The organism is Ruegeria sp. AI3 (genome assembly GCF_056541245.1).
On the sequence record NZ_JBQFYA010000012.1, the window covers coordinates 152,665 to 175,834 of the forward strand.

The window sequence follows — 23,170 nt, forward strand, 5'->3', positions numbered from 1 at the left end:
TGGCGCAGGCTTGCCTCCGGCGGAGGTATTTTTGAACAGAAGAAGTAACCGACCGTTAACTCTGATATGCGACTGTCGATTTGCGGTACAGGCGGAGGCGCCGATGACCGCAACAGGAGAAGGCCCCCCTTGCCAAAAGCAGGGGGGCTGGATCTTGCACCAGCCCCCGCTTCTTCTGTTTGAAAATACCTCCGCCGGAGGCATGTGTCGCCGCAGGCGGCGCATTCACTCGCGCCGCCGGAGTTCCCCAAGATGTCAGCCGTCCTTGCGGATGGTTTCGTTCTTCGGGTCGTAGGGGCTGTCGCAGGTGACGACCGCATCCCACAGCTTGTCCTGAATCTTGACCTTCAGCTTGGTGCCTTCAACCGCGAGATCAGGCGTCACATAGCCCATGCCGATGGATTTCTCGAACGCCACCGAGTAACCGCCCGAGGTGAGACGACCCACGCGTGCGCCTGCCGGCGTGTACAGCGCCTCGCGGCCCCACGGGTCGGAATCGTCTGGTCCGTCGATCAGTAGGGTGCAGCACTTGAAGCGCACACCGGTCTCTTCCAGCTTGGCCTTGCCGTGGAAGTCTTTCGACAGGTCGACAAAGCGCGGTAGGTCGGCTTCCAGCGGGGTCGCGTCGCGGCCCAGTTCGGTACCGAAGGCGCGATAGGATTTCTCCTGACGCAGCCAGTTCTGGGCGCGGGCGCCGACCAGCTTCATACCGTGTTTCTCACCGGCTTTTTCCAGCAGGTCGAACAGGTAGTTCTGCATTTCGATCGGGTGGTGCAATTCCCAACCCAACTCACCAGTATAGGCCACGCGGATCGCGTTGACCGGGCACATGCCCAGTTCGATCTGGCGGGCCGACAGCCACGGGAAGCGCTTGTTGGACAGCGCGGTTTCCGGATCGGCGTCTTTGATGACCTCTTTCAGAACGTCACGCGACTTGGGTCCGGCGATGGCAAAGACGCCCCACTGAGTGGTCACGTCTTGGATTTCGATGTAGCCGAACTCCTCCATCTTGTCCTCGGCCGCCTTGCGCAGATAGTCGGCGTCGTACTCGGTCCAGGCACCGGCAGAGACGATGTAGTAGTTGTTCTCGCCGTTGCGGACGATGGTGTACTCGGTGCGGGTGGTGCCATGCGAGGTCAGCGCGTAGGTCAGGTTGATACGACCGACCTTGGGCAGCTTGTTGCACGTAAACCAATCCAGGAACTGGGTCGCACCGGGACCTTTGACGACATGCTTGGTGAAGGCCGACGCGTCGATCAGGCCAACGCCTTCACGGACCGCTTTGGCTTCTTCGACTGCATATTGCCACCAGCCACCACGGCGGAACGAACGGCTTTCCTTGTCGAAATTGTCCGGCGCATCGACAGGGCCGAAATAGTTCGGACGTTCCCAACCGTTCACCCAACCGAACTGCGCGCCACGCGCTTTCTGACGGTCATAGGCCGGAACAGTCCGCAGCGGACGGCAGGCTTCACGCTCTTCATCCGGGTGGTGCAGGATGTAGACGTGTTCATAGCACTCTTCGTTCTTGCGCGCTGCAAATTCGGTGGTCATCCAGTTGCTGCTGTAGCGCTTGGGGTCCAGCGAGGCCATATCGATCTCGGCTTCGCCATCGACCATCATCTGCGCCAGGTAATAGCCGGTGCCGCCCGCGGCGGTGATCCCGAACGAGAAGCCTTCGGCCAGCCACATATTGCGCAGCCCCGGTGCGGGGCCGACCAGCGGGTTGCCGTCTGGGGTGTAGCAGATCGGGCCGTTGAAATCGTCTTTCAGGCCAGATTCGGCGCAGGAGGGCACGCGCTCAGCCATCGCCATGTACTGGTCTGCGATCCGGTCAATATCCAGCGGGAACAGGTCAGCCCGGAAGCTGTCCGGCACGCCATGTTCAAAGCGTGCTGGCGCGCCGTGTTCGTAGATGCCCAGAATCCAGCCACCGCGTTCTTCACGTGCATAAGACTCGTTGTCGGCGTCACGCACAACAGGGTGCTCGGGGTTACCGGCTTCACGCCATTTGACCAGCTCAGGGTCTTTGTCCATGACGATGAACGTGTGCTCAACCGGGATCGCGGGCATCTTGATGCCCAACATCTTGGCGGTGCGCTGCGCGTGGTTGCCCGATGCGGTCACGACATGCTCGGCGGTGATCACCACCTGCTCGTCGGAGGGAACAAGGTTGCCGCCCTGCTCGATCATCTTGGTGCAGGTGACTTCCCAATGAGTGCCGTTCCAGTGGAAGGCATCCGCCTGCATCTTGCGAACGATGTCGACGCCGCGCTGACGGGCACCTTTGGCCATCGCTTGGGTCACGTCAGCAGGGTTAATATAGCCATCTTCGGTGTGATAGATCGCACCTTTCAGGTCGCCGGTTTCGATCAGCGGCCAGCGTTCCTTGATCTGCTCGGGTGTCAGCCATTCGTAAGCCACATCGCAGGTCTCAGCTGTAGACGCATAGAGCATGTATTCGTCCATACGCTCTTGCGTCTGCGCCATGCGCAGGTTGCCGACCACGGCGAAGCCCGCGTTGAGGCCGGTCTCTTCTTCAAGCTGCTTGTAGAAGTCGACCGAATACTTGTGGATGTGGGTTGTCGCGTAAGACATGTTGAACAGCGGCAGCAGGCCAGCCGCGTGCCAGGTCGAGCCCGAGGTCAGCTCGTCCCGCTCGATCAACATCACATCATCCCAGCCCGCTTTGGCCAGGTGATAGGCAATCGAGGTTCCGACGGCGCCGCCGCCAACGACCAGTGCTTTGACTTGGGTTTTCATAACCGGGTGTCTCCCCTTGGAATCTGTTGCCACCATATGGCTTGATTCCGAAATCAATCGCGGAAGCCATCCGACCAGTGATATAAGAAAAACGACCCGCACGGGAGATGCAGGTCGTTAAATGGCGACTTAGAAACAGCCGTCAGCCTTCCGAGCGACACCGCTTGGTGTTTCCGACAGTCTTGCAGACCAGCTTGCCGGGCGGTTCAGTGGCTTCGGGTTCCTGAGCTTTCGGTGTGCTGTCAACGCTTGCGGGTTCATCCTCGGACCCGCCAGTGAAGGCTGCGATATAGTCGCTTGCGCTGAGCCCGTCACCCGACTCTTTGGCTTTCTGATAGTAGTCCAGCCCCGCAACCGCCAGCCCGGCCACCGCAACAAAGCCCGCCAGATATTTTGCACTCATGTCGATCACCTGTTCGTCTTTCGCCGCATGACACCACATCACCTAGACGTTTTGTGGGCACAAAGCGGACAAGATCGCGGAAACTGCTAGGTGTGATCGGCCAGTATTTTTCCCGGATTCATGATGTTGTCGGGATCCAGCGCCGCCTTGATCGCGGCCATGTAGTGTGTTGCCTGCCCCAGTTCTTTCTCAAGATAGGGGCGCTTGCCCTGCCCGATGCCGTGCTCGCCTGTGCAAGTGCCCTCCATCGAAATGGCCAGATCGTTGAGCCAACCGACGAACTCATCGGCCCGGTGGACTTCTTCGGCGTCGTCCATGTCGATCAGGGGCAGCGTGTGAAAGTTCCCGTCGCCGACATGCCCAACGATAGGCGCAAGTAGGTCAAGCTCGGCCGCTTTGTCCTGAGCGGCCCCTACGGCCTCCGCCAGACGGGATATTGGTACGCAGACATCGGTCGAGATCCCCTTGGCGCCCGGTCGCAACTGAAGGCTGGCCCAGTACATGTCGTGACGCGCCTGCCAGAGCTTGTTGCGTTCCTCCGTGGTTGAGGTTGCGGCGAAGTCTGTGCCGCCAAACTCTTCTGCGATCTGACCAAAGGTCTCGGCCTGTTCGGCTGCGCTTGCGTCCGAGCCGTGGAACTCTAACAGGAGCAGTGGCGTTTCGGGCAAGGTCAGGCCGGAATAAGCATTGGCGGCTTTGACGGATAGTTCATCCAGCAATTCGATCCGCGCGACAGGTACGCCGTATTGGATCGTCATCATCACCGCCCGGCAGGCGGCATCGACGGTTGGGAAAGAGCAGCGGGCCGAACTAACCGCCTCGGGGATACCATGCAGGCGCAGGGTCAATTCGGTGATGATGCCCAGCGTGCCTTCGGCCCCGATCAACAGCCGCGCCAAATCGTACCCTGCCGAGGATTTCTTGGCGCGATTGCCGGTCCGGATGATCTGCCCATCGGGCATCACCGCCTCAAGGCTCAATACATTGTCCCGCATGGTGCCATAGCGCACCGCATTGGTTCCGGACGCGCGGGTCGCAGCCATCCCGCCGAGTGAGGCATTTGCACCGGGATCGATCGGAAAGAACAGGCCCTGATCGCGTAGGTGGCTGTTCAGATCTTCCCGTGTGACACCGGGTTGCACGACGCAATCAAGATCCTCGGCATGCACCGCCAGCACCTTGTTCATCTGGGTCAGATCGACCGACACCCCACCGGCAGGCGCGTTCACATGCCCTTCAAGCGAAGTGCCCGTGCCAAACGCGATCACCGGCACCTTATGCGCGGCACAGGTTTTGATGACCTCTGCGACCTCCTGAGTGGTGTGGGGAAACACCACCGCGTCGGGGCTTTGATTGGTGATCCAAGTTGTGGTGTGGCCATGCTGTTCGCGGATGGCTGCACCGGTTTGGAGACGATCCCCAAACTGTTGCTTCAAGATGCCGAGCGCCGTTCCAATCCCGGCCTCATTTCTCGGCAAAGCCGTCGCCTGAACCATGCTACCCCTTTTCTGCCCGCCAGTTGCACGGGCCCTTCCCAATGTGTCGAATAGACCCGCCCGAGCCGGGCAAGACCCAGATTTTATTCGCCCAGCGCGATCCCTTCACGCCGATGGTCCGCTCCACCGCTGAGAGTTTCGCCAATCTCAATCGCATGCAGGCCCGAGGTCAGATCGCGGGGGTTCACCTCGAACCCGATCTCGATTAGCGCGTCTGCGTAGCCTTCGGCCGCAGTGTCCACCTCTACATCATAGGTCCCGAACCGGTTGACCAGATGCGGCAGCGAGATCGCCTGCTGTACGTCCATATCCCAATCCGCCCAAGCGATGATCGACTTGGCAACGTAGCCAATGATACGGCTGCCTCCGGGTGACCCGATGGCTAAAACCGGCGCGCCGTCCTGCATGACGATGGTCGGGCTCATGGACGAACGCGGGCGCTTGCCAGGCTCCAAACGGTTGGCGATGGGCACACCGTCGCGATGGGTGCGGAACGAAAAATCAGTCAGTTCGTTGTTCAGCAAAAACCCGTTCGTCATCAGGCGCGAGCCAAAGCCGTTTTCAATCGTCGTCGTCATCGACAAGACATTGCCGTAGCTGTCGACGATCGAGATATGCGAGGTCGAAGGCAGCTCCAATGACTCGTCATCAGCCCAGTGCATCGCATGATCAAACTCGGGATTGCCCGGAGCGACCTCGGTCAGTGCGCCCTCGGCATTCAAAAGCTCCGCACGCTGCGCGAGATAGTCCGGGTCGACCAGCCCGATGGTCGGCATCGGCACGAAATCACTATCGGCCATGTACCGCCCCCGATCCGCAAAGGCGAGGCGTGACGCTTCGCCGATCAGGCGCCATGCCTCCATGCTCTCAGGCCCCATCGCGGCCAGATCATAGCTGTTCAGCATACCCAGAATCTGCCCAACGGTCAGTGCCCCGGACGAAGGCGGACCCATTCCGCAGACCTCATAGACGCGGTAAGCCGCACAGACCGGATCGCGCTCAATGACCTGATAAAGGGCCAGATCGGTTCCCGACAATACGCCGGGGTTGCCCGGCGCGGTGCGGACGGTCCGAACGATATCTGACGCGATTTGCCCGCCGTAGAACCCGGCGGCACCGTCCTCGGCCAGAGCGCGCAGTGTATCCGCATAGGCCGGGTTCATCAGGCGTTGACCCTGTTGCAGTGGCTCACCTTCAGGCAGGAAATATTCAGCCGTTGCAGGGAATCGCGACAGGCGCTCGGCGTCGTTTGCGACCAAACTGGCCAGACGAGGCGAGACCAAAAACCCGTCATCCGCCAGCCGGATACCATCGGTGAAAAGACCGGGCCACGGCGAGCGGCCCCAGCGGCGGTGCGCCTCTTCCAGCAATGCAGGCGTGCCGGGCGTGCCAACGGACAACCCTCCGACGACGGCATCAAAGAACTGCAAAGGTTCGCCGTTTTCATCCTGAAACAGGATCGGCGTGGCGTCCAATGGGGCCGTTTCGCGCCCATCCAGTGTCGTGAGCTGTCCGGTGGCGGCATCGTACCAGACCAAAAACGCCCCGCCCCCAAGGCCCGAGGATTGCGGCTCGACCAAGCCCAGAACAACCTGCACGGCGACCATGGCGTCCGCAGCGGACCCACCCGCCCGAAGGATCTTCGCCCCGGCCTCAACTGCCAAGGGGTTGGCCGCAGCGACCATCCAATTCTCGGACTGTACGGGCACGCCATTTGTTTTGGCCTCAAGCGCCGCGATTAACTCATCGGTCAGAGCCTGCACCTGACCTTCGCTCGCGCCTTCGGGGGCCACGGAGTCCGCTGTTTCCTGGGCAAAACCCGGAACAGTAAAGGCCATGACAGACAGAAGTAGTCCTGAAACCCGGTTGATACGCATAATGTGCTCCTGGGAAAGGTTACAGCATGGATGGGACCACCTGATCCGGCGGTCTGTGCCCATCCTCGAAGGTCTTGATATTGATAATAACTTTCTCACCCATCTCGATCCGCCCCTCCAGTGTAGCCGATCCCATATGCGGAAGCAGCACCACGTTTGGCAGCTTGCGAAGGCGTGGGTTCACCTGCGTGCCGTGTTCATACACATCCAGCCCGGCACCCGCGATATCCCCGGACCGGATCAGCCGCGTCAGCGCGTTTTCGTCGATCACTTCACCACGCGACGTGTTGACGACCACAGCCGAGGGCTTCAGCAGCTTCAGCCGCCGCGCGTTCAGCAGGTGGAAAGTCGACGGGGTCGAGGGGCAATGAACCGAGATCACATCCATCCGTGCCACCATCTGATCAAGGCTTTCCCAATAGGTGGCATCCAGATCCTGTTCAATCTCGGGGCGCAACCGGCGGCGGTTGTTGTAGTGAACCTGCATACCGAACGCGCTGGCACGGCGCGCGACAGCCTGACCGATCCGGCCCATGCCCAGAATACCCAGACGGCGCCCTCCGATCCGGCCACCAAGCAAAGCGGTCGGAGCCCAGCCGGACCAATCGCCCTGCTGCATCAGCGCAACGCCCTCAGGGAAACGACGCGTCACCGCCAGGATCAGCGCCATGGTCATGTCGGCCGTATCATCGGTCAGAACACCCGGAGTGTTCGAGACCAGGATGCCACGCTGACGCGCGGTTGAGACGTCGATATTGTCGACCCCTGCCCCGTAATTGGCTATCAAGCGCAGCTTTTCACCAGCTTGCCCCAGCAAACCACCGTCGATTGTGTCGGTCACCGTCGGCACCAGCACGTCGGCCTCTTGCACCGCAGCGACCAGTTCCTCACGAGTCATGGGGGTGTCATCGTCGCGCAGGCGAACATCAAACAGCTCACTCAGTCGCGTTTCCACTGCTTCCGGCAACCGTCGCGTAACAACAACACTCAGACGTTCTCTTGGCACTTCCGCCCTCCCACTGCTTTGCAAACGCGCTTGCGTCATGGCATCGTGGCGCAGGATAAGGCGGGGCACAAGAACCCCAAAGGCATTGAGTCGACCTTTTTTCGAAAGCAGATCAACAGGCACAAGAGCAGGCAGTCAGTGAGTGGTCTTCTACCGGTGAAACGCCTTTGTTTGGCGATCCTATCCGCGTATCTCATTGCGTTCGGCTCCGCGCCGGTCGCAGCCCAAGACGTGCGCGGCCCGGTCACCAACCTGCCCCTTCCGCGCTATGTCTCGATGAAGGCAGCCGAAGGCAATGTGCGCCGCGGTCCGTCCCTGACCCACCGAATCGATTGGGTCTTCAAGCGGCGCGGTATGCCGCTGCAAATCACTGCGGAATACGGCAACTGGCGCAAGGTACAGGATCGCGACGGGGCCGGAGGTTGGGTTCACTACGCCCTGCTGTCTGGCGTGCGCACGGTGCTGATCGAATCCGAGATGCTGCCCGTTTATGCCCGACCCGATCCGAACTCGACCGTCAACGCGCATTTCGAAACCGGAGTGGTCGCCCGTCTTGGCGCGTGCTCGCTGGACTGGTGTCGCATTTCGGCGGGGGGCTACAAGGGGTGGACGCTGAAAGCCAACCTCTGGGGCGTCGATCCGTCGGAAATCCGGGAATAGCCTCTTTCTCTAATCCCGTACCCTAGTCGGATTGCAAAGCCGCTATTTCGTCAAGCGCGCTGATGATGTCTTCGGCATGATCCGGATCGGCAAACAAAGTCCGGAACAGCGCCGCCAGAGGGTAGCCGGGCCAGGCTTCGTCCAACAACAGAATTGTGGCCCGCGCGCGCTCATCGTCTCCGAGCCTTTGATAGCTTGCCGCCAGATAACCGATCGAGATCGCGCTGACCGGATCACCCAGCCTGACCGCCTCGTTGAACTGGTCTACCGACGCCTGGTAATCCCCCAAGTGATAGCTGGAGGAGGCCAACACGCTGCGATAGGGAAATCTACCGTTTGTCGTATTGGCACCCCGCGCCCGATTGGCGGACGCTATAGCGCGCTGGAAATCCCCACCAAACAGCGCGAACAGGGCATCAAAATTCGTGACGTGGATATCATCAGGGGCAAGCCGTGTTGCGCGCGTGGACTGTGCAAGTGCTGCCTCATGCTCGCGCGAGCAAAATGAAGCCAGGGCAAGGGCGGAATGGCTCCAACCTTCGTCTGGCGCCAGTTCTAGTGCCCGCTGCGCGCGAGTTTTAGCAAGGACCAAAAGCGCCTGTTTTTCGGCTCCGGGCGGGGTTGTTAAGGCAAGGATGCTGATCGCCTGCGCCGAACCGGCGTAGCCGCCAAAATACGTCTCATCAAGCGCCATGGCGCGTTCGAACATGCCGCGCACGGCTTGCAGCCTATCGCGGTCCAGAACCGGGAACATCAGCAGGCGCGCCTCAGTCGCCAGATTAACGGCTTGTAGCTTGGTCGGGTTTGTCGAGAACAGCGCCTCTCTGATGGCTTGTTCCTGATTGGCATTTGCTGAGACGGCGATCGGGCTGGGCGGTGACTGGGGCGATCGGGAGAAGAGCATCAAGCCGCCTGCGATAGCCAACGCGCCCAAAACCGCCACTGAGACCCAGACCATCTTGGAGGGACGCGCTCGGTCCGAGGGTATATCGATGTCCAAAACCTCAAACCGGGGGACATAACCACCCGGATCTACATGGATGCGCAGCCTCTGATCCTTGCCGGAGTTCGAATAGAAGCTCGCCAATCGCCGACGCATGCGCCCTGCATCGACCCGCACGACGGCCATGGGGTCACCCCCAGAATCCAGCGCCCTTCCATAAACATCCTCGGCGATCGACTTGGCGCGGATATCCTCGGACTGGCCTGCCAGAAGCTTGTCGACAACGTAACTGAGGAAAGACTGCAGTCGCTCGGCCCCATCGAATTCCGGGCTGTCCAGGACCGCCTTCAGTGCCCGCTGAATGTCTTCATCCGAGAGCGTTTTTTGGGCTGGTTCTGACTTTACGCTGGCGTCTGACATCGCTTTCGTTAACCGCTGACTGGTTTCAAGTCTTTGAAAAATAACATGTTACCCCGTAACATACGTTAAGATACCTGAATGTGTAAATGAATTTCGGACACAATGATTAGCAAAGGAGGGGAACGGACCTCATCGCGGGGGCACAACTGGGTTCAGACACCGTGAGGCTTATGATGGCTTGCTTGTCGATACACTTTCCTGATCAGGCGAATGACATCCGGCGCCTGCGAAGCGCGGACACGGTCTTTGCGCAAATCTGCGCTGACTTTGAAAGCCTGGCTGCTCTTCTTCCCTGCGATGCAAGTGACCCAAGAAATTCTGATCTCATCGACAGCCTCCGAGGGCTCGAGGACGAAATAAAAACTTACCTTTCGTCCCACTCGACCCCGCCCGAGGGCTAATCAAGACGCAAAAAAGGCGATTCAAATGTTGGCCAATCTTCTATTCTACGTCGGGCTCATCATGTCGTTGACCATCGGGTTCATGTATTTCCGCGATCTCGGTGACGTCAGCCAGATGGTGCTGAAGGTCAAGCGCAATAACATGATCCGCTTTATCCGGAATGAGAACACTTATCTTGCCGCCGGATTCGCCGGGCTTGCGCTGATGCTTGTCGGGCATTTTTTTGGCGGCGGTCCCGGCTGGCTGTTTTTCCTCGGCGTGCCTGCAGTGACTCTGGTGATCGTATTCCTGTTCGTGTTTCCATGGGTTTGGGTCCATATCGGCCTGCGCAACCAGCAAAACACCGCCCGCTACTATCCGATCTCCGAAGCGCAACAATTCATCAACCCATCCGCCAGTGTTCTCGTGATCGAAAACAACGGCCACGCGCGGGCGCATTCCGACGCCCAACTGATGCGCCCTCATCTGGCCGGAAACGATAAGGGGTTGGGCGGCGATGACATCGTCATGACCTATTGTGCCATGGCCAATCTGGGGCAGGCCTACAAACCCGAGATCCGCGGCAAACGTCTGGATCTTGAGGTGATGGCCCAGCACGGCAACAACCTGATACTGCGCGACAACACCACCGGAGAGCCGATCCAGCAGATCTATGGCCGCTTCGACAGCGACGCCTCGAGAACAGCGGCAATGCAGCCATGGCCCACCTTTCGGATGAGCTTTCGGGGATTTCAAAAGGCCTATCCAGATGGTGAGGTCTTTCTGAACAAGCCCTCCTCGAACCCGCTTCTCAGGTTGTTCGACACCTTTACTGAAACCGTTTTCTCCTCGGGCATCGCCAAGCAGCACCAAGAAGAAGCGCCCGTCATGGACAACATGAGCCACAGCGACAACCGTCTGCCCAACAAAACCTATGTCTGGGGCATCACGATCGGTGACGACGCAGTTTGCTGGACCGATGATTTCCTGGCCGAAAATAAAGGGCTGATCAACGCCACGGTTGGCGGGCGTGACGTCGTGGTTTCCTACGACCCAATCTATGAAAGCGTTGGCGTCTGGTACAATGACAGCGGCGCGCCCATCACCCATGTCGATTTCTTCGGAAACGCGGATTGCGGTCAACTGACCCGCGTTGAGACCCTTCGATCGGGCATGTTCTGGCATGTCTGGGTCGAGTTCTTCCCCGGCACGGATATCAACCGCTCCGGCCCGTCCCACACCACACCTGACCCCCGCCAGACCCCCGCCCAAAGCGAATGAGGATTGTTGAAATGAAAACCCTATCCAGAATGTCGGTGCTGCTCTGTCTATCGGCCACGATCTCAACTGCTCAGGACGCGCCGATCATCCATGATGCAGAGTACTACATCCTCGAAGCGCAGAATGCCGAACAATGGGCCGAGGACAATGCCGAGGTTGACCAGTTGCTCGAAGACTTCCGAAGCTCGAACGACGGCAAGCCACCCAACATCATCAATATCCTGATTGACGATATCGGCTTTGGCGATCTTGGTATCCCTGAACTCAACGCAGTTCGCGGGTATTCCACGCCTCATATCAACGCCTTCTCGGACGAAGCGATGCGCATGGTGCGCATGTATACCGAACCCTCCTGCACACCCACACGGGTTGCGATGATGACCGGGCGGCTTCCGGTTCGGATGGGCATGGGCGACACCACCGTGGATATCGCCGGGTTCGGCCTGCCCGCCGACGAAGTTACGCTGGCCGAGATCCTGTCAGATGCGGGCTATGCGACTGTGCATGTGGGCAAGTGGCACATGGGCGATATCCCCGAGGCCTGGCCCCATAACCAAGGCTTCGATTGGGCGGGGTTCCCGGTTCATCAGCAGGGCCAACTGACCATCTACAACGACGATGCGATCAAGGAACAGGTCTCGGTCGGGATCGCGGATTTCGATGACCGTTTCGTTCTGGACGACTTCTTTCGCCCCGACCCTGCCGCGATGGTCACCGGCCTTGAAGCTGAACGCGGGGGTCTTGCGCGCGAAGTTGACATGACCGCGGGCGAGCGCTGGACCGCCGAAAAATATGACGAAATGAACCAGCGCTACCAGGGCCAGACGCTTGAAAAAATGCGCGAGCTGGCTGGCGGGGACGCGCCTTTCTTCCTGCAATATTGGCCACTCATTCCGCTGGACAACACGCGCGCAGGTCGTTCGGGGCCGCAATCGCCGAACGGAGGGCTCTATGTCGACAAGATGCAGCAGCTCGACAGCTGGCTCGGCGATATCTTCAACGAGATGGAGGCGCTTGGCCTGGCCGACAACACCATTGTCATCGTGATGGGCGACAACGGCCATTTCACCAAGTATTCGCCGCAATCAGGCTTCACCCCGATGGTTTTCGCCGGTGGCAAAGGTGATGTGTCCGAGGGCGGCATTCGGGTCGACAGCTTCATCCGCTGGCCCGGCATGATCGAGGCCGACGGCATCGTAGGAGATATCGTACACGTCTCGGATCTCTATACCACGCTCGCGCGGTTCGCCGGGGCCGAGAGCGGTATTCCTCGGGATCGGTTGGTGGACGGGGTCGACCAATCCTCGCTGCTGCTGTTGGGCGAGACAAAAGGACGGCGCGATCATCTGATCGTCTATTCCGTCCACACACCCCGCGCGGTCATCAAGGATCAACTAAAGCTGCGCATTCCCGGAGCCGGAGAGAGCGCGATTCTAGCCGATTTCTTCGATGTTTACCGCGATACCCACGAAAAATACCCGGTGTCGACCGAGGTTGGAGCTTGGGGCGGGCAAGAGTTTGTCCGCATTCTGGGGCGTCATCTAAAACGCAAGGAAAAGTATCCAGACATCGAACCAGCCCGTGGTGTTCCCTATGAAGGCATCGAAAACCTGCGACCTGAAACCGAAGCCGCTGTCGAGGCCTTTCTGCTCAAACAGTCTTCTGTTGGCAGATGATCGTATATCCGGACACTGACGCCTTGAAGCAAGGTCGTCGCGAAATTTGAAAGTAAGGAGATTCACCTATGGCAATCAGATCCACTGCCGCGATAGCGGGCGCCACGGCCCTGTCCTGTCTATTGTCGAGCGCAGCATACGCTCAGTCCCTGCCTGCACCGGGTCAGACCGAAGAGGGCTGGCGACACACTCTTGGCTTTTACCTGTTCACCCCGCTCCGCACGCATGGAACGTCAACCGTCTCGGGCGTTTCAGCCGATATCGACCTCGATCTTGGCGACGTGCTGGATGTTCTCGATTTCGCAGCGGCCGGGCGGTATGAGGCCTGGAACGGAGACTTTGGGATCATCGTTGACGCCAACTATGTAGGCATCGGAGAGGACACCACTCTCCCCGGCCCCGCCGCCACTGCAGTGGATGTAGATGTGCGCCAAAAATGGTTTGCGGTCATGGGTGCCTATCGCGTGGCGGATGGGACCTATGGTGCCAACAACCAGCGATACGCCGTCGATCTGCAAGGCGGCATTCGCTACAACTCGATCCGGCAGGAAATCAGGTTCACGACTCCGGGGCCGACGAACCCGCCCACCCAAGGCGGTGACGAAGGCTGGATTGAGCCCGTTGTGGGTGCCCGGGGCATGTGGCGTCTCAACGACCGGTGGACCACCATCGCATCGCTGGAACTTGGCGGGTTCGGAGCCGGAGGCAACGATCTGCAAGTCGGCGCAAATATCGGCTTTGACTATCAGCCGTGGGATCGAACCGCGATTACCTTTGGCTATCGATATTTCAGTGTCGACTACAGTGATTCAACGTCAACCGGCCCGTTCGCCTATGATGTCACGCAGCAAGGGCCCTATGTGGGGCTAAAGGTCTTTTTCAATTAGATCCAAACGCCTTTCCGTGCCTCGTTCTTGCCGGGCTCGATCACTCTATGCTTAGAACCAGTTTGCCGGTGGTTTCACCGGCTTCCAAACGACGGTGCGCCTCGGCGGCTTGGGCAATGGGTAGGATGCTCACCTGCGGGCGCAGAACACCCGCTTGCAACAATTCAAACACCGTGGCCATATCTGCGCTGAACTGATCGGGGCGGTTGACGAAATAGCTGTATATGTCGCTAACCCGGACCGAGACCGACTTCTGAAAGTGCTTCGCCAAATCCTCGGCAAAACTGCCTGCGGGCGGACCGGCAAGGAAACCAAACAGAACTGCAGTGCCCAAAGGCGCCAGAGCGTCGAGGTCTGACTTGAGGGTTTCACCCGAGATCGGGTTGAGCGTCAGATCAACGCCGCGCCCTTCGGTGAGGTCCATCACCAGCTCGGTGACATCCTCGGTGCGATAGTCGATGACGTGATCGGCACCTTGATCCTTTGCATACCCAACCTTGTCGGTGCTGGTCGAAGCGATCACTGTCATGCCCAGTTGCTTGGCAATGTGTAGCGCCATGGTGCCAACACCCCCGGCCGCAGCGTGAACCAGTACAGATTTGCCAGCTGCCGCGCCGCCCAGATTGACCAGCATGTGGTGGGCGGTCATCCCATTGACGGGAATTGCGGCTGCGGTTTCGAACTCGACAGTATCGGCCAACCGGGAAACATAGGGCGCACCGATCAAGGAATGGGTGCCGTATCCACCGGCACCAATCGGCCCCATCCACGCCACGCGGTCCCCGACAGAGAATCCTTCGACCCCCTCGCCCAGCGCCTCAACCACTCCGGCTCCCTCGACCCCGGGCACATGAGGTAGCTCAGGCATCATCCCCTCGGGCATTTCACCTCGACGGATGATTGTGTCGATGAAATTGACTGCCGCGGCTTTGTTGCGGATCAGGATTTCCCCGGCATTCGGGGTCGGGGTCGCACGGTTGGTTTCGCGCAAAACATCTGGTTTACCGGTCTGGGTGATTTCAATAGCGAAAGGCATGATCTGTCTCCTTCTGTTGCGCAGAAGGTAGTAGTCACGCTATCGAATGATAATAGTTGATATCGGAAGGAATAATCCCAAAAATAGAATAATGATCTACAACGACCTTGCCCTGTTTACCGTCGTCGCAAACCATCTCAGCTTTTCCAAAGCTGCGGAGCGTCTGGGGATCCCGCTCAGCCGTGTCAGCCGAAGGATTGCAGAGTTAGAGGACCATCTGGGCACCAAACTGTTTGAGCGAACGACGCGCCAGGTGCGCTTGACGGAGGAGGGTCGTCGCCTTCTGGATCGATGCCAGGACCCGATCGAGGCTCTGCAAGGTGTCGCAGGTTTTAAGGACGATACCAGACGCCAAAGCATCCGCATCACGGCGCCTCCGCTGGCCGCGCGCACGACCATTGGCCCTCGGTTGTTGGATTTCGCAGCAGAGAACCCGGATGTGTCGTTTGAGATGACCACAACCAATGTCATGCTGGACTTCTTTCGCGACAATATCGATCTGGCCTTCCGCCTCGGCCCCTTGACGGATTCCAGCCTTGTCGCGAAACGGCTTTGGTCCGTTCCCTACTGCTTTTGCGCAGGACAGGGCTTCATTCGAGAGCATGGGTTGGACGGGTCGATATCCAGACCAGACTTTCTTGCTTTGCCCGCCCTGAATGCTGGTCAACCCTGGGTGCTGGAGAGCGGGGAAACACTGCACCCGAAGCACATCGCCCACAGTTTGACCGACCTTGATGTCATTGCGCAGGCCGCCCGTCGCAACCTAGGTGTCGCGATGCTGCCTTCAGATATGGTAAACGGCGAACTGCAACGGCTTGAGGTCACGGATGCCCAACCAATGACGCGGGACATGTTCGCCGTCTATCCCAGCCGCCGCCTGTTGCCCGCGCGGGTCAGGAAGCTTATTGATTTCATGACACCCGGTTGAACCTACCAATCAATTGCGACGCCATCCCGGAAGAACCCTCCGGTCGGGCCACCATTCGGTAAGGTCGCCGCCCAGACAACGCCCCTGGCGCCCTCAGAAATCGGACGTCCCCCGCCGCCCATATCCGTGGCAACCCAGCCGGGACACACGGCGTTCATGAGAATGCCCTGGGGTTTCAAGGCGGCAGCGGTCTTGAGGGTCAGCGCGTTCAGAGCCGCTTTGGACACGCCATAGCCAGGCGTTCCGGCGGACATGCTGGTCAGCGACCCTGCCCCAGAGGACACGTTGACGATCCGGGCATCCGTTCCTCGTTTTAACAGTGGCACCGCCGCAATCGTGGTCTCCCACGGGCCGAAAAGGTTCGTATCAAACGCGCGACGCACCCGGTCCAAATCGGCAAGGTGGACCTGTTGGTCGGTGTCGTAGTCCACGCCAGCGTTGTTCACCAAAACATCAAGGCGGCCATAGGCCGATTCAACCATCAAGAAGAAGGCAGCCGCGACAGAATCCGGACTAGAAACATCCAGTTGCAACGCTTCCGCTCCATATCCGATCTCATCCGCAGCAGCCTGCCCTTTTGCTAGATCGCGCGCACCCATCAGAACCTTCATCCCATGGTCTCGGGCCAATTGACGAGAGACTTCTTTACCAATACCGCGATTGGCGCCTGTCACGAGTGCGATACGCTGACTGGTCATGGTTACTCCTTCAATTCGCCTCGGCAGCGCGCTGGCCGGCAAGAGCCACAAGCCCACGGTCACCGGATTCCCAGATTGCCGTCATGGTCATGGATGTGACAACCCAACGGTCGTCTGATTTCTCAAGCTCATAATCATAGCGGCCTCCCAGCACCCACAGACCGTCATCAAGGCGATGGGTCGCTGTGAAATCAGCCTGTGCCGTGGCGGATGTTTCGGAAAGAGAGGTGATGGTGTGATTGGTCACCATATGGTGCGTCGCGTCGAAACCAGGAAGAAAGGCGGACCATCCCGCCACAAGCTCATCAGCGGGTTGTGTGACCGGGTCTCCGCCCCAGAGGCTGGTGTAATCCGTTGTAACAGTATCGGAAAACGCGTCGCGCACACGGGTCCAGTCGTGGCGGTCCGCGCCCGCCGCGATATCGGTGATTGCGGTCGAGATATCGGCCTGTTGTTCAGCAAAAGCTGCGGTTCCGATCATAGAGACGGCCGCAAGGGTCGATGTGAGTTTTCTACGCATGAGGATGCTCCGAATAGATGAGGGTGGACGCCGAAAGATTGCTCGGCGTCCAGACAGGGCTTAGTTGGTTGAACCGGCGCGGAAGTGGTCAGCGACGGTATCGGCCGCGCGGGTGACATCCTCGGGGTTGTCGTAGAAGTCGAACTGCGTGACATCCTCCAGCCATTGAGCTGTCGCGTCGCCTGCGAAACCGGCAAGGAAGGTCTGCACGCCCTGTGGGATCGCTGCGCTTTCCGAATGCACAATTGCCAGTGGCTTATCCAAACGCTGCGGCTTGTCGGCGGGATGATAGGTCAGCCAGCCTTCCCAGCCCGCATTGTTCCATTTGTCGTCATATTCCGGGATACCGCCACGGTCGGCCTCATAGTAGTATCCGCCGATTGGCATCAGAACGCCCTCGGCACCCTCGGGTCCTGCCGCAGGAATGATCTGGCCACCAGCGGCCTCGGCAGCGTGGGACACCTCAATCAGCCCGGCGACACCTTCTGCGCCGCCATAGACCGCTTCGACGATCTCTTTGTTCTGCAACCACGGTGCAACCAGACCCAGCCGCTGAACCAGCGGATTGCCAGAGACCGCATCGACCATGTACCCGGCCGAGGCGCAGATCCCCAGACCGTTGATGTGGTCGGCATCTACTTCGGGTAGGGTCGCAACGAATGCGATGGCCGCTTTGATGTCCGATGTCTTGGCCTCGGGGCTTTCAACGAAGCGCACGTTGTTCGGCAGATCGCCCGATTTGCCCCAACCGCGGAAATCAAAGGTGAAGGCGGCAAAGCCGCGCTCGGCCATTTCTCGGGCATAGTTTGCGGGCATCTGTTCCTGAACAGAGGTCCAGGCCCCGGTCACGACGACAGTCGGCAGAGGCTCGGCTCCGCGCTCTTCCGGCAGGTACAGCGTGCCGGACAGCATAGCGCCTTCGTTCTCGAAGGTAACGGTGCGGGTTTCGACCTGCGCAACAGCGGCTGTCGAAGCCATAAGCGCTGCGGCGGTGTTCAGAGCGAGGGTATTCATAGCGATATCTCCCAAAATCTGTCTGGATGGGCACAAGCCCGATGACACCTGAGATATGCTGCGGTCAGCAGGGATACTTGCACCGGACTGCCCCGTTTTTGAAAGATCCTGCTTTAGACGGCATTTGCTGCGCGGAACGCGCGCGGGGTCTGCCCTACCACCTGTTTGAAACTGCGCGTGAAATGCGCCTGATCCGAAAATCCACAGGCCAAAGCGATATTACCCAGAGGGCGCGTGGGGTCTTCGATCATCTTCATCGCCTGCTCGACCCGGTAGGCCATGACATATTGCATGGGGGTCGAGCCCAGCGTTTCCTTGAAAACCCGCGCAAAATGCGAGGGGCTCATGCCCGCCTCAGAGGCCAGTTGATCGACCGTGATCGTTTGGTCCAAACGGTCCTGCACATAGGCCAGCACCCGTTGATAATGCTGAGAGGAAAAGCGTGCGGACAGCTCGACCTCTTCGGCGCGGCGTTTGCCGTATTTTTGCAGCAGTTTGACCAGAAACACCCGGCTCATGGCTTCGAACATCACGGCTGAGGACATGTCGTCCGTTGCCAGCGCATCGCGCAGAATGACTCCTGCAGCGCATAGGTCAGGATCGGAAAACTGCGGCTGGTCGTGAAACTGCTCTGGTGCCAGCAGCATCCCAAGTTCAGACTGCGCAAAGCGCTGGACCTTGTCCGGATGCAAGGTGATCACGATCACGCCGGACTGTCCGTACCACCGCCATCCCGACCGCATTCCTGCAGGTGTTACGATGACTTCGTCTTTGCAAAAGGTGAAATCCCGCAGCGTGCCGTCCCGCCAGTTTTGCACGCGATGCCCCTTCTCCTGCAGGTTCAGAAGGACGTGGTGTTCCGAAAACACCTCTTCCGGCATCCGATCAGGTTCGGCCCGAAAATACCGCACTGACATCAAACCAGCCGCCGAAGGGCGCTGCATCTCATCACTGTTCAGCAACGGTTCTGACGGGTAGATATCAGCGTATCTTAGGGGCAAGGAGCGGCTCCGGCTTGCAATGCTCGATATGTGGGTTCTGCGCGCGCAGGGTCAAACGCTTTGCTGGCGCTTTATGTGGTCGATGAACAGCCTCAGGGGCATCATGGATTTATACTCGCGTGGGAAATACATGAAAATACCGGGGGTGGGGCCCAAGTGGTCCTCAAGAACTGGTGTCAATACTCCGGTATCAATCAGTGGGGCAACATAGGCCCTGAAGGTATAGGCCAACCCTAACCCTCTTTTCGCCAGATCGACGGTTGCAGGAAGGGCGTTCGCGATCAGGTTACCTTGCACATCTACGGCATATTCCTCCTCGCTCGATTGAAAGCTCCATGGGGCAATCTGGCCCGAGGATTGGAACCTGTAGCGGATACAGGTATGCCCCAGCAGGTCAGGCGGCGTTTCCGGTATGCCACGTGCCGTCAGGTAATCCGGGCTGGCGACGACGGTCACTGGAAGCGGCGGCGTCAACCGCACAGCCACCATGTCCTGCGCCACACGATCCCCCAGACGGAATCCAGCATGCAGCTCCTCGCCGAGTATGTCTGAAAGCGCATCCGTCAACGACAGTTCCAGTTCGATCTCGGGATACGCGGCACAAAAACTCTTGAGGATCGGACCCACGTAAAGGTGGTAGGCAAACTCCGGCATCGCCAATTTCAACGTGCCCCGCGCGGCGTGACCGGTGCTGCGCGCGCTTTCGACCGCCTCGGAGAGTTGATCAAAGGCAGGCCCCGCGCCGCGGATCAGGGCCCGCCCGGCCTCGGTCAGGCTGATCGAGCGTGTTGTCCGAATGAAGAGCGCGGTGCCAAGCTGATCTTCCAACGCTTTCAATTGATGGCTAACGGTCGACGGTTTGATACCTAGCGCCTCGGCCGCAGCACGCAGCGATCCGTGGCGCGCGATGGCGGTAAAGATTTCAAGCGTGGCAAGTGGCAGGCGCATAGAGTTCCCGAACAAACTTATTATTCGATATCATACATGAAAGAAGTGCCAACAGGGTGAATTATCACGCTCTATCGGGATTATTATCTTCGTGTCATCGTATTCAGGAGGACACAAGATGAACACTCTGACCAAAGTTGCTGCCCTCACCGCCGCTCTGATCACAGGAGAGGCCGCCATGGCCGCATCCCCCGAAGACAATATTAAAGTCGTACAGGACTTCTTCGCAGCCTATGGTGCCAGTGATCTGGACGGTATCGCAGCCGTGATGGACGAGAACGTCAAATGGCACATTCCGGGCCGCCACCCCTTGTCGGGAACCAAGACCGGTCGGGACGAAGTTCTGGCCTTTTTCGAACAACTGGGCACCGCTGGTTTTCAGGCAGAACCCATCTATTTCGGGGCCGACGAGACCCATGTGGTTGATATCCACCGTGGCTGGTCGAACGCCGATGGCAAACCAAATGTCGATACGACCTGGGCGCTCGTCTATCGGATCGAGAATGGCAAGATCGTCGAGGCAACCAACCTGTCCGCCGATCAGGACGCGGCAAACACGTTTTTCTGGTCCCAATACTCGCTGGCTCCTGTCCCGGAGCAACTGGCCAAGTAAACCATCAACAGGTGATCCAAGTGACCGATTTCCCCGAAATCCGCGGTTTCATCACCGACTGGTTTGCCCGGTTCGACAGGCTGGATCCGATCGACGCGTTCCTGCCTGACCTCCACCCAGATGTGGACTGGGACATGCCTGACGTCGATACCATTCTCAACGGGCATGATCGCGTGCGTGCTTGGTATCGTGGTGTGCTTGAAACCTTGCAACGTCCAACGGAACATCACGTTAGCAAGATCGAGATCACAGCCGGTGCCGCCCAGTTCGAAGTTCTGTTTCGTGCCACGACCGTTGCGGGGGACCACATTGAAGCCCGCGTTAAGGAAAACTGGCGCTTTGAAACCCGACCCGATGGCCGCCCGCTAATCACCCATTATTCCGCAACATTCCTGCAAGAGGCAGATACATGAAAACCCTCGTCCTCACCGCCCATCCGGACCTGAGCAAATCGCGCATCAACCGCGCCTGGTTTGACGCACTTTCAGAAGCCGCCGACGTGACGACTCGCGATCTGACCGCCATTGGCGGCGGCGAGATGCGCTTTGACATCGAAGCCGAACAGGCCCTCTTGCTGGCTCATGACCGGATCGTGTTCCAGTTTCCATTCTACTGGTATTCCGCACCTCCGGTCATGAAAGCCTGGATGGATCAGGTGCTGAACTATGGTTTCGCCTACGGGCCGGGCGGTGACCAACTGAAAGGACGTGAGTTCCTCATCCTTGTTTCTACCGGAGGTCCCGAGCACAGCTATCACGCGGGCGGATACAACAACTTTACGATGGCAGAGTTTCTGAAACCGTTCCAACAGACGGCGAACCTGGCCGGTATGACGTATCTAAGGCCTTTCGTGGCCCATGGCATGGCCGTAGCAACTCGAGAGCAGATTGAAGAGAACGTGCCCCATATGCTGGCCTATTTGAGCGATCCCGAATTGGACCCCAAGGTGAGACAGGCCCGTTTGCTCAAACAATTGGAAGACGACCCCTCACTGGCAGCGGCGGTAAGCTGAGGTCGACCGATCCTGCGCTGGACAGAAAACACAGGTTTTTCAGCCAGCGCGGGTTCTCCGATGCCCAATGAAAGGTAGACTATCAGCGCGGAACAAGAGTGTGAGACAACGATGGCCGAGACTGATCACCTGAACCACTGGTTGATTTCTGATGGTCGCCTGTTGGGCGACGAGAGGCTTATCGTCAAAGGCTATTGCGAAGGATTGACCGCGCTTGGCGTGCCCTTGGCCCGCGCAAGGATCGCACAGAATTACTCAAACCCCTTGCTCAGCGCATGGGGGATTATCTGGACACCCGAGGAAACCCGCCGCTACACCGTGCCGACCACGGTTTTGTCTACCAGTGCGTGGCACGGCAGCCCGTTCGAGTATGTTGTCACCCAGCGGCGCCCATTGCGCAAACGCCTGACCGACCTCAACGTTCTGGCAGAGCATCCGGTCTATGCCGAGCTGGCCGAAGCAGGCGCCACCGATTTTCTGGCCATCCCGCTGGAGCACGGCAACGGCTCGGTTCAGGGCACCAGCTTTACCTCAAACGCAGATACTGGGTTTTCGGACGCGCATATCCGATACATCGAAGACACGCGATACACACTTGCCGCAGCTTTGGAACCCATTGCGATGCGCCAATCGCAAAAGAGCCTTCTTCAAACCTATCTGGGGCACGGCCCCGCCGAAGAAATTGATCAGGGGCACATAAAGCGCGGAGAACACAGAACAGTTTCTGCTGCAATCCTGTTTGCGGATCTGCGGGGTTTTACCCAAAAAGCCTCAACCTGGTCCGAGGGTGATTTGCTTGCCATGATGGGTGAGTATTTCGAGATGGTCGTGTCGCCCATCCAGGAACAGGGCGGTGACGTTCTCAAATTCATGGGGGACGGCATACTTGCTGTTTTCAACATTGATGACAACGCGGAAGCCTCGTGTAGATCTGCGGTGCGGGCGGCAGAACACGCCCTGACCAACCTGCGCGACTACAACCATACGGCCGCCGAAAAGGGACACGAGCCAATCGAGTTCGTCGTCGGCATTGATTTCGGTTGCGTCACCTTTGGCAACATCGGCAGCCCTGATCGCTTGGATTTCACCGTCGTCGGTCAGGCTGTGAACGTGGCCAGTCGCGTTCAGGAACTGTGCAAGAAACTGGACGAAAAGATACTGGTGACTCGGAGCGTCGCAGAGCATGTGACAGGCGGCAAACAGTCAGCTGGCTATCATTCTATCCGCGGCTTGCAGAAGAAAATTGAGGCTTTTGCGATCGGCGCGTAGCTCTTTCGGCGGCAACAATTCGCTAAACGCGGTTGTTTGTGTCGAACCTATCGCAAGGATTTATCGTTTACACAGCGCAGATTGGGTACATGCTGTCGGCTTGGACAAAACGGGATAGTTGTTGCTGAGGAATATGGCTGGGGTGGTAGGATTTTTTGTCAACATATTGAAAATTAACAAAATCAAGGAAATGGGGTCAATGGGTAGTGTTAGGAAATTGGTTTGAGTCCAGCATTGTGCCTCACTGCTCTGCTTTTGACTTTTTAGATGTTAGAGAGTTCGCTGGTCATACGACTTGCGCGGGATTTGGGAGGCCAGCGGAACTTCAATGCTGTCGG

General features: G+C 58.7%; 21 protein-coding genes. 9 read left to right on the forward strand and 12 right to left on the reverse strand.

All coding sequences use genetic code 11. The features are described 5' to 3' along the window. Nucleotides 1-255: 255 nt before the first annotated feature. From ACRZ95_RS17790 to ACRZ95_RS17810, 5 genes are all read right to left on the reverse strand, one after another. Nucleotides 256-2,763, reverse strand: a complete 2,508-nt coding sequence (locus ACRZ95_RS17790) for a GcvT family protein (protein ID WP_170680270.1) — start codon at nt 2,761-2,763, stop codon at nt 256-258. 142 nt (nt 2,764-2,905) lie between these two features. Beyond that, complete coding sequence (locus ACRZ95_RS17795) at nt 2,906-3,166, reverse strand: hypothetical protein (RefSeq protein ID WP_480555319.1); 261 nt, start codon at nt 3,164-3,166, stop codon at nt 2,906-2,908. A gap of 86 nt (nt 3,167-3,252) precedes the next feature. Continuing rightward, complete coding sequence (locus tag ACRZ95_RS17800; protein WP_170680268.1) at nt 3,253-4,662, reverse strand: FAD-linked oxidase C-terminal domain-containing protein; 1,410 nt, start codon at nt 4,660-4,662, stop codon at nt 3,253-3,255. An 83-nt stretch (nt 4,663-4,745) separates the two neighbouring features. Further along, on the reverse strand, nt 4,746-6,539 hold the full coding sequence (ggt, locus tag ACRZ95_RS17805) for a gamma-glutamyltransferase (protein WP_170680266.1): 1,794 nt from the start codon (nt 6,537-6,539) through the stop codon (nt 4,746-4,748). A gap of 19 nt (nt 6,540-6,558) precedes the next feature. Next, nucleotides 6,559-7,545, reverse strand: coding sequence for a 2-hydroxyacid dehydrogenase (locus tag ACRZ95_RS17810; RefSeq protein WP_170680264.1), 987 nt, complete (start codon nt 7,543-7,545; stop codon nt 6,559-6,561). A 171-nt stretch (nt 7,546-7,716) separates the two neighbouring features. On the opposite strand from ACRZ95_RS17810, the gene ACRZ95_RS17815 reads away from it, so the two are divergent. Then, entirely contained in the window at nt 7,717-8,205 is a 489-nt protein-coding gene (locus ACRZ95_RS17815) for an SH3 domain-containing protein (protein WP_425085188.1), read from the forward strand. A 22-nt stretch (nt 8,206-8,227) separates the two neighbouring features. Here the strand turns inward: ACRZ95_RS17815 and ACRZ95_RS17820 are convergent, their stop codons facing one another. Further along, the gene (locus ACRZ95_RS17820) at nt 8,228-9,568 is read right to left on the reverse strand and encodes a tetratricopeptide repeat protein (protein ID WP_170680262.1); all 1,341 of its coding nucleotides are present in this window, start codon (nt 9,566-9,568) and stop codon (nt 8,228-8,230) included. Between the two features lie 426 nt (nt 9,569-9,994). Here ACRZ95_RS17820 and ACRZ95_RS17825 point away from each other — a divergent pair, with 426 nt between their 5' ends. The 3 genes from ACRZ95_RS17825 (at nt 9,995) to ACRZ95_RS17835 (ending at nt 13,793) form a co-directional block, all read left to right on the forward strand. Further along, entirely contained in the window at nt 9,995-11,230 is a 1,236-nt protein-coding gene (locus ACRZ95_RS17825) for a DUF3179 domain-containing (seleno)protein (RefSeq protein ID WP_170680259.1), read from the forward strand. 11 nt (nt 11,231-11,241) lie between these two features. Then, nucleotides 11,242-12,906 carry a sulfatase-like hydrolase/transferase gene (locus tag ACRZ95_RS17830; RefSeq protein ID WP_170680257.1) on the forward strand — a complete coding sequence of 555 codons (1,665 nt, stop codon included), beginning with the start codon at nt 11,242-11,244 and terminating at the stop codon, nt 12,904-12,906. Nucleotides 12,907-12,974: 68 nt separating this feature from the next. After that, nucleotides 12,975-13,793, forward strand: coding sequence for a hypothetical protein (locus ACRZ95_RS17835; protein WP_170680255.1), 819 nt, complete (start codon nt 12,975-12,977; stop codon nt 13,791-13,793). 40 nt (nt 13,794-13,833) lie between these two features. On the opposite strand, the gene ACRZ95_RS17840 is transcribed toward ACRZ95_RS17835, so the two are convergent. After that, nucleotides 13,834-14,829 (reverse strand): zinc-binding dehydrogenase, encoded by a 996-nt coding sequence (locus ACRZ95_RS17840; RefSeq protein ID WP_170680253.1) that lies wholly within the window; start codon nt 14,827-14,829, stop codon nt 13,834-13,836. Between the two features lie 91 nt (nt 14,830-14,920). Here ACRZ95_RS17840 and ACRZ95_RS17845 point away from each other — a divergent pair, with 91 nt between their 5' ends. Then, a complete protein-coding gene (locus ACRZ95_RS17845) occupies nt 14,921-15,757 on the forward strand; it encodes a LysR family transcriptional regulator (RefSeq protein WP_480555322.1) in 837 nt (278 codons plus the stop codon). A gap of 2 nt (nt 15,758-15,759) precedes the next feature. Here the strand turns inward: ACRZ95_RS17845 and ACRZ95_RS17850 are convergent, their stop codons facing one another. From ACRZ95_RS17850 to ACRZ95_RS17870, 5 genes are all read right to left on the reverse strand, one after another. After that, nucleotides 15,760-16,455, reverse strand: a complete 696-nt coding sequence (locus tag ACRZ95_RS17850) for an SDR family oxidoreductase (RefSeq protein ID WP_170680249.1) — start codon at nt 16,453-16,455, stop codon at nt 15,760-15,762. A 10-nt stretch (nt 16,456-16,465) separates the two neighbouring features. Beyond that, complete coding sequence (locus tag ACRZ95_RS17855) at nt 16,466-16,975, reverse strand: nuclear transport factor 2 family protein (protein WP_170680247.1); 510 nt, start codon at nt 16,973-16,975, stop codon at nt 16,466-16,468. 60 nt (nt 16,976-17,035) lie between these two features. Next, the gene (locus tag ACRZ95_RS17860) at nt 17,036-17,989 is read right to left on the reverse strand and encodes an alpha/beta hydrolase (RefSeq protein ID WP_170680245.1); all 954 of its coding nucleotides are present in this window, start codon (nt 17,987-17,989) and stop codon (nt 17,036-17,038) included. Nucleotides 17,990-18,102: 113 nt separating this feature from the next. Then, nucleotides 18,103-18,990 (reverse strand): helix-turn-helix domain-containing protein, encoded by an 888-nt coding sequence (locus tag ACRZ95_RS17865; protein ID WP_480555324.1) that lies wholly within the window; start codon nt 18,988-18,990, stop codon nt 18,103-18,105. Nucleotides 18,991-19,041: 51 nt separating this feature from the next. Beyond that, nucleotides 19,042-19,938: a LysR family transcriptional regulator gene (locus ACRZ95_RS17870; protein WP_170374409.1), complete on the reverse strand. Its 897-nt coding sequence runs from the start codon at nt 19,936-19,938 to the stop codon at nt 19,042-19,044. Between the two features lie 118 nt (nt 19,939-20,056). Between ACRZ95_RS17870 and ACRZ95_RS17875 the strand changes: the two genes are divergently transcribed. From ACRZ95_RS17875 to ACRZ95_RS17890, 4 genes are all read left to right on the forward strand, one after another. After that, entirely contained in the window at nt 20,057-20,551 is a 495-nt protein-coding gene (locus ACRZ95_RS17875; protein ID WP_170680241.1) for a nuclear transport factor 2 family protein, read from the forward strand. 20 nt (nt 20,552-20,571) lie between these two features. Further along, entirely contained in the window at nt 20,572-20,964 is a 393-nt protein-coding gene (locus ACRZ95_RS17880) for a nuclear transport factor 2 family protein (protein ID WP_170680239.1), read from the forward strand. Beyond that, on the forward strand, nt 20,961-21,563 hold the full coding sequence (locus ACRZ95_RS17885; protein ID WP_170680237.1) for an NAD(P)H-dependent oxidoreductase: 603 nt from the start codon (nt 20,961-20,963) through the stop codon (nt 21,561-21,563). The genes ACRZ95_RS17880 and ACRZ95_RS17885 overlap by 4 nt, the downstream gene beginning before the upstream one ends. 111 nt (nt 21,564-21,674) lie before the next feature. Next, the gene (locus tag ACRZ95_RS17890) at nt 21,675-22,832 is read left to right on the forward strand and encodes an adenylate/guanylate cyclase domain-containing protein (RefSeq protein WP_170680235.1); all 1,158 of its coding nucleotides are present in this window, start codon (nt 21,675-21,677) and stop codon (nt 22,830-22,832) included. The last annotated feature ends 338 nt before the right edge of the window (nt 22,833-23,170 follow it).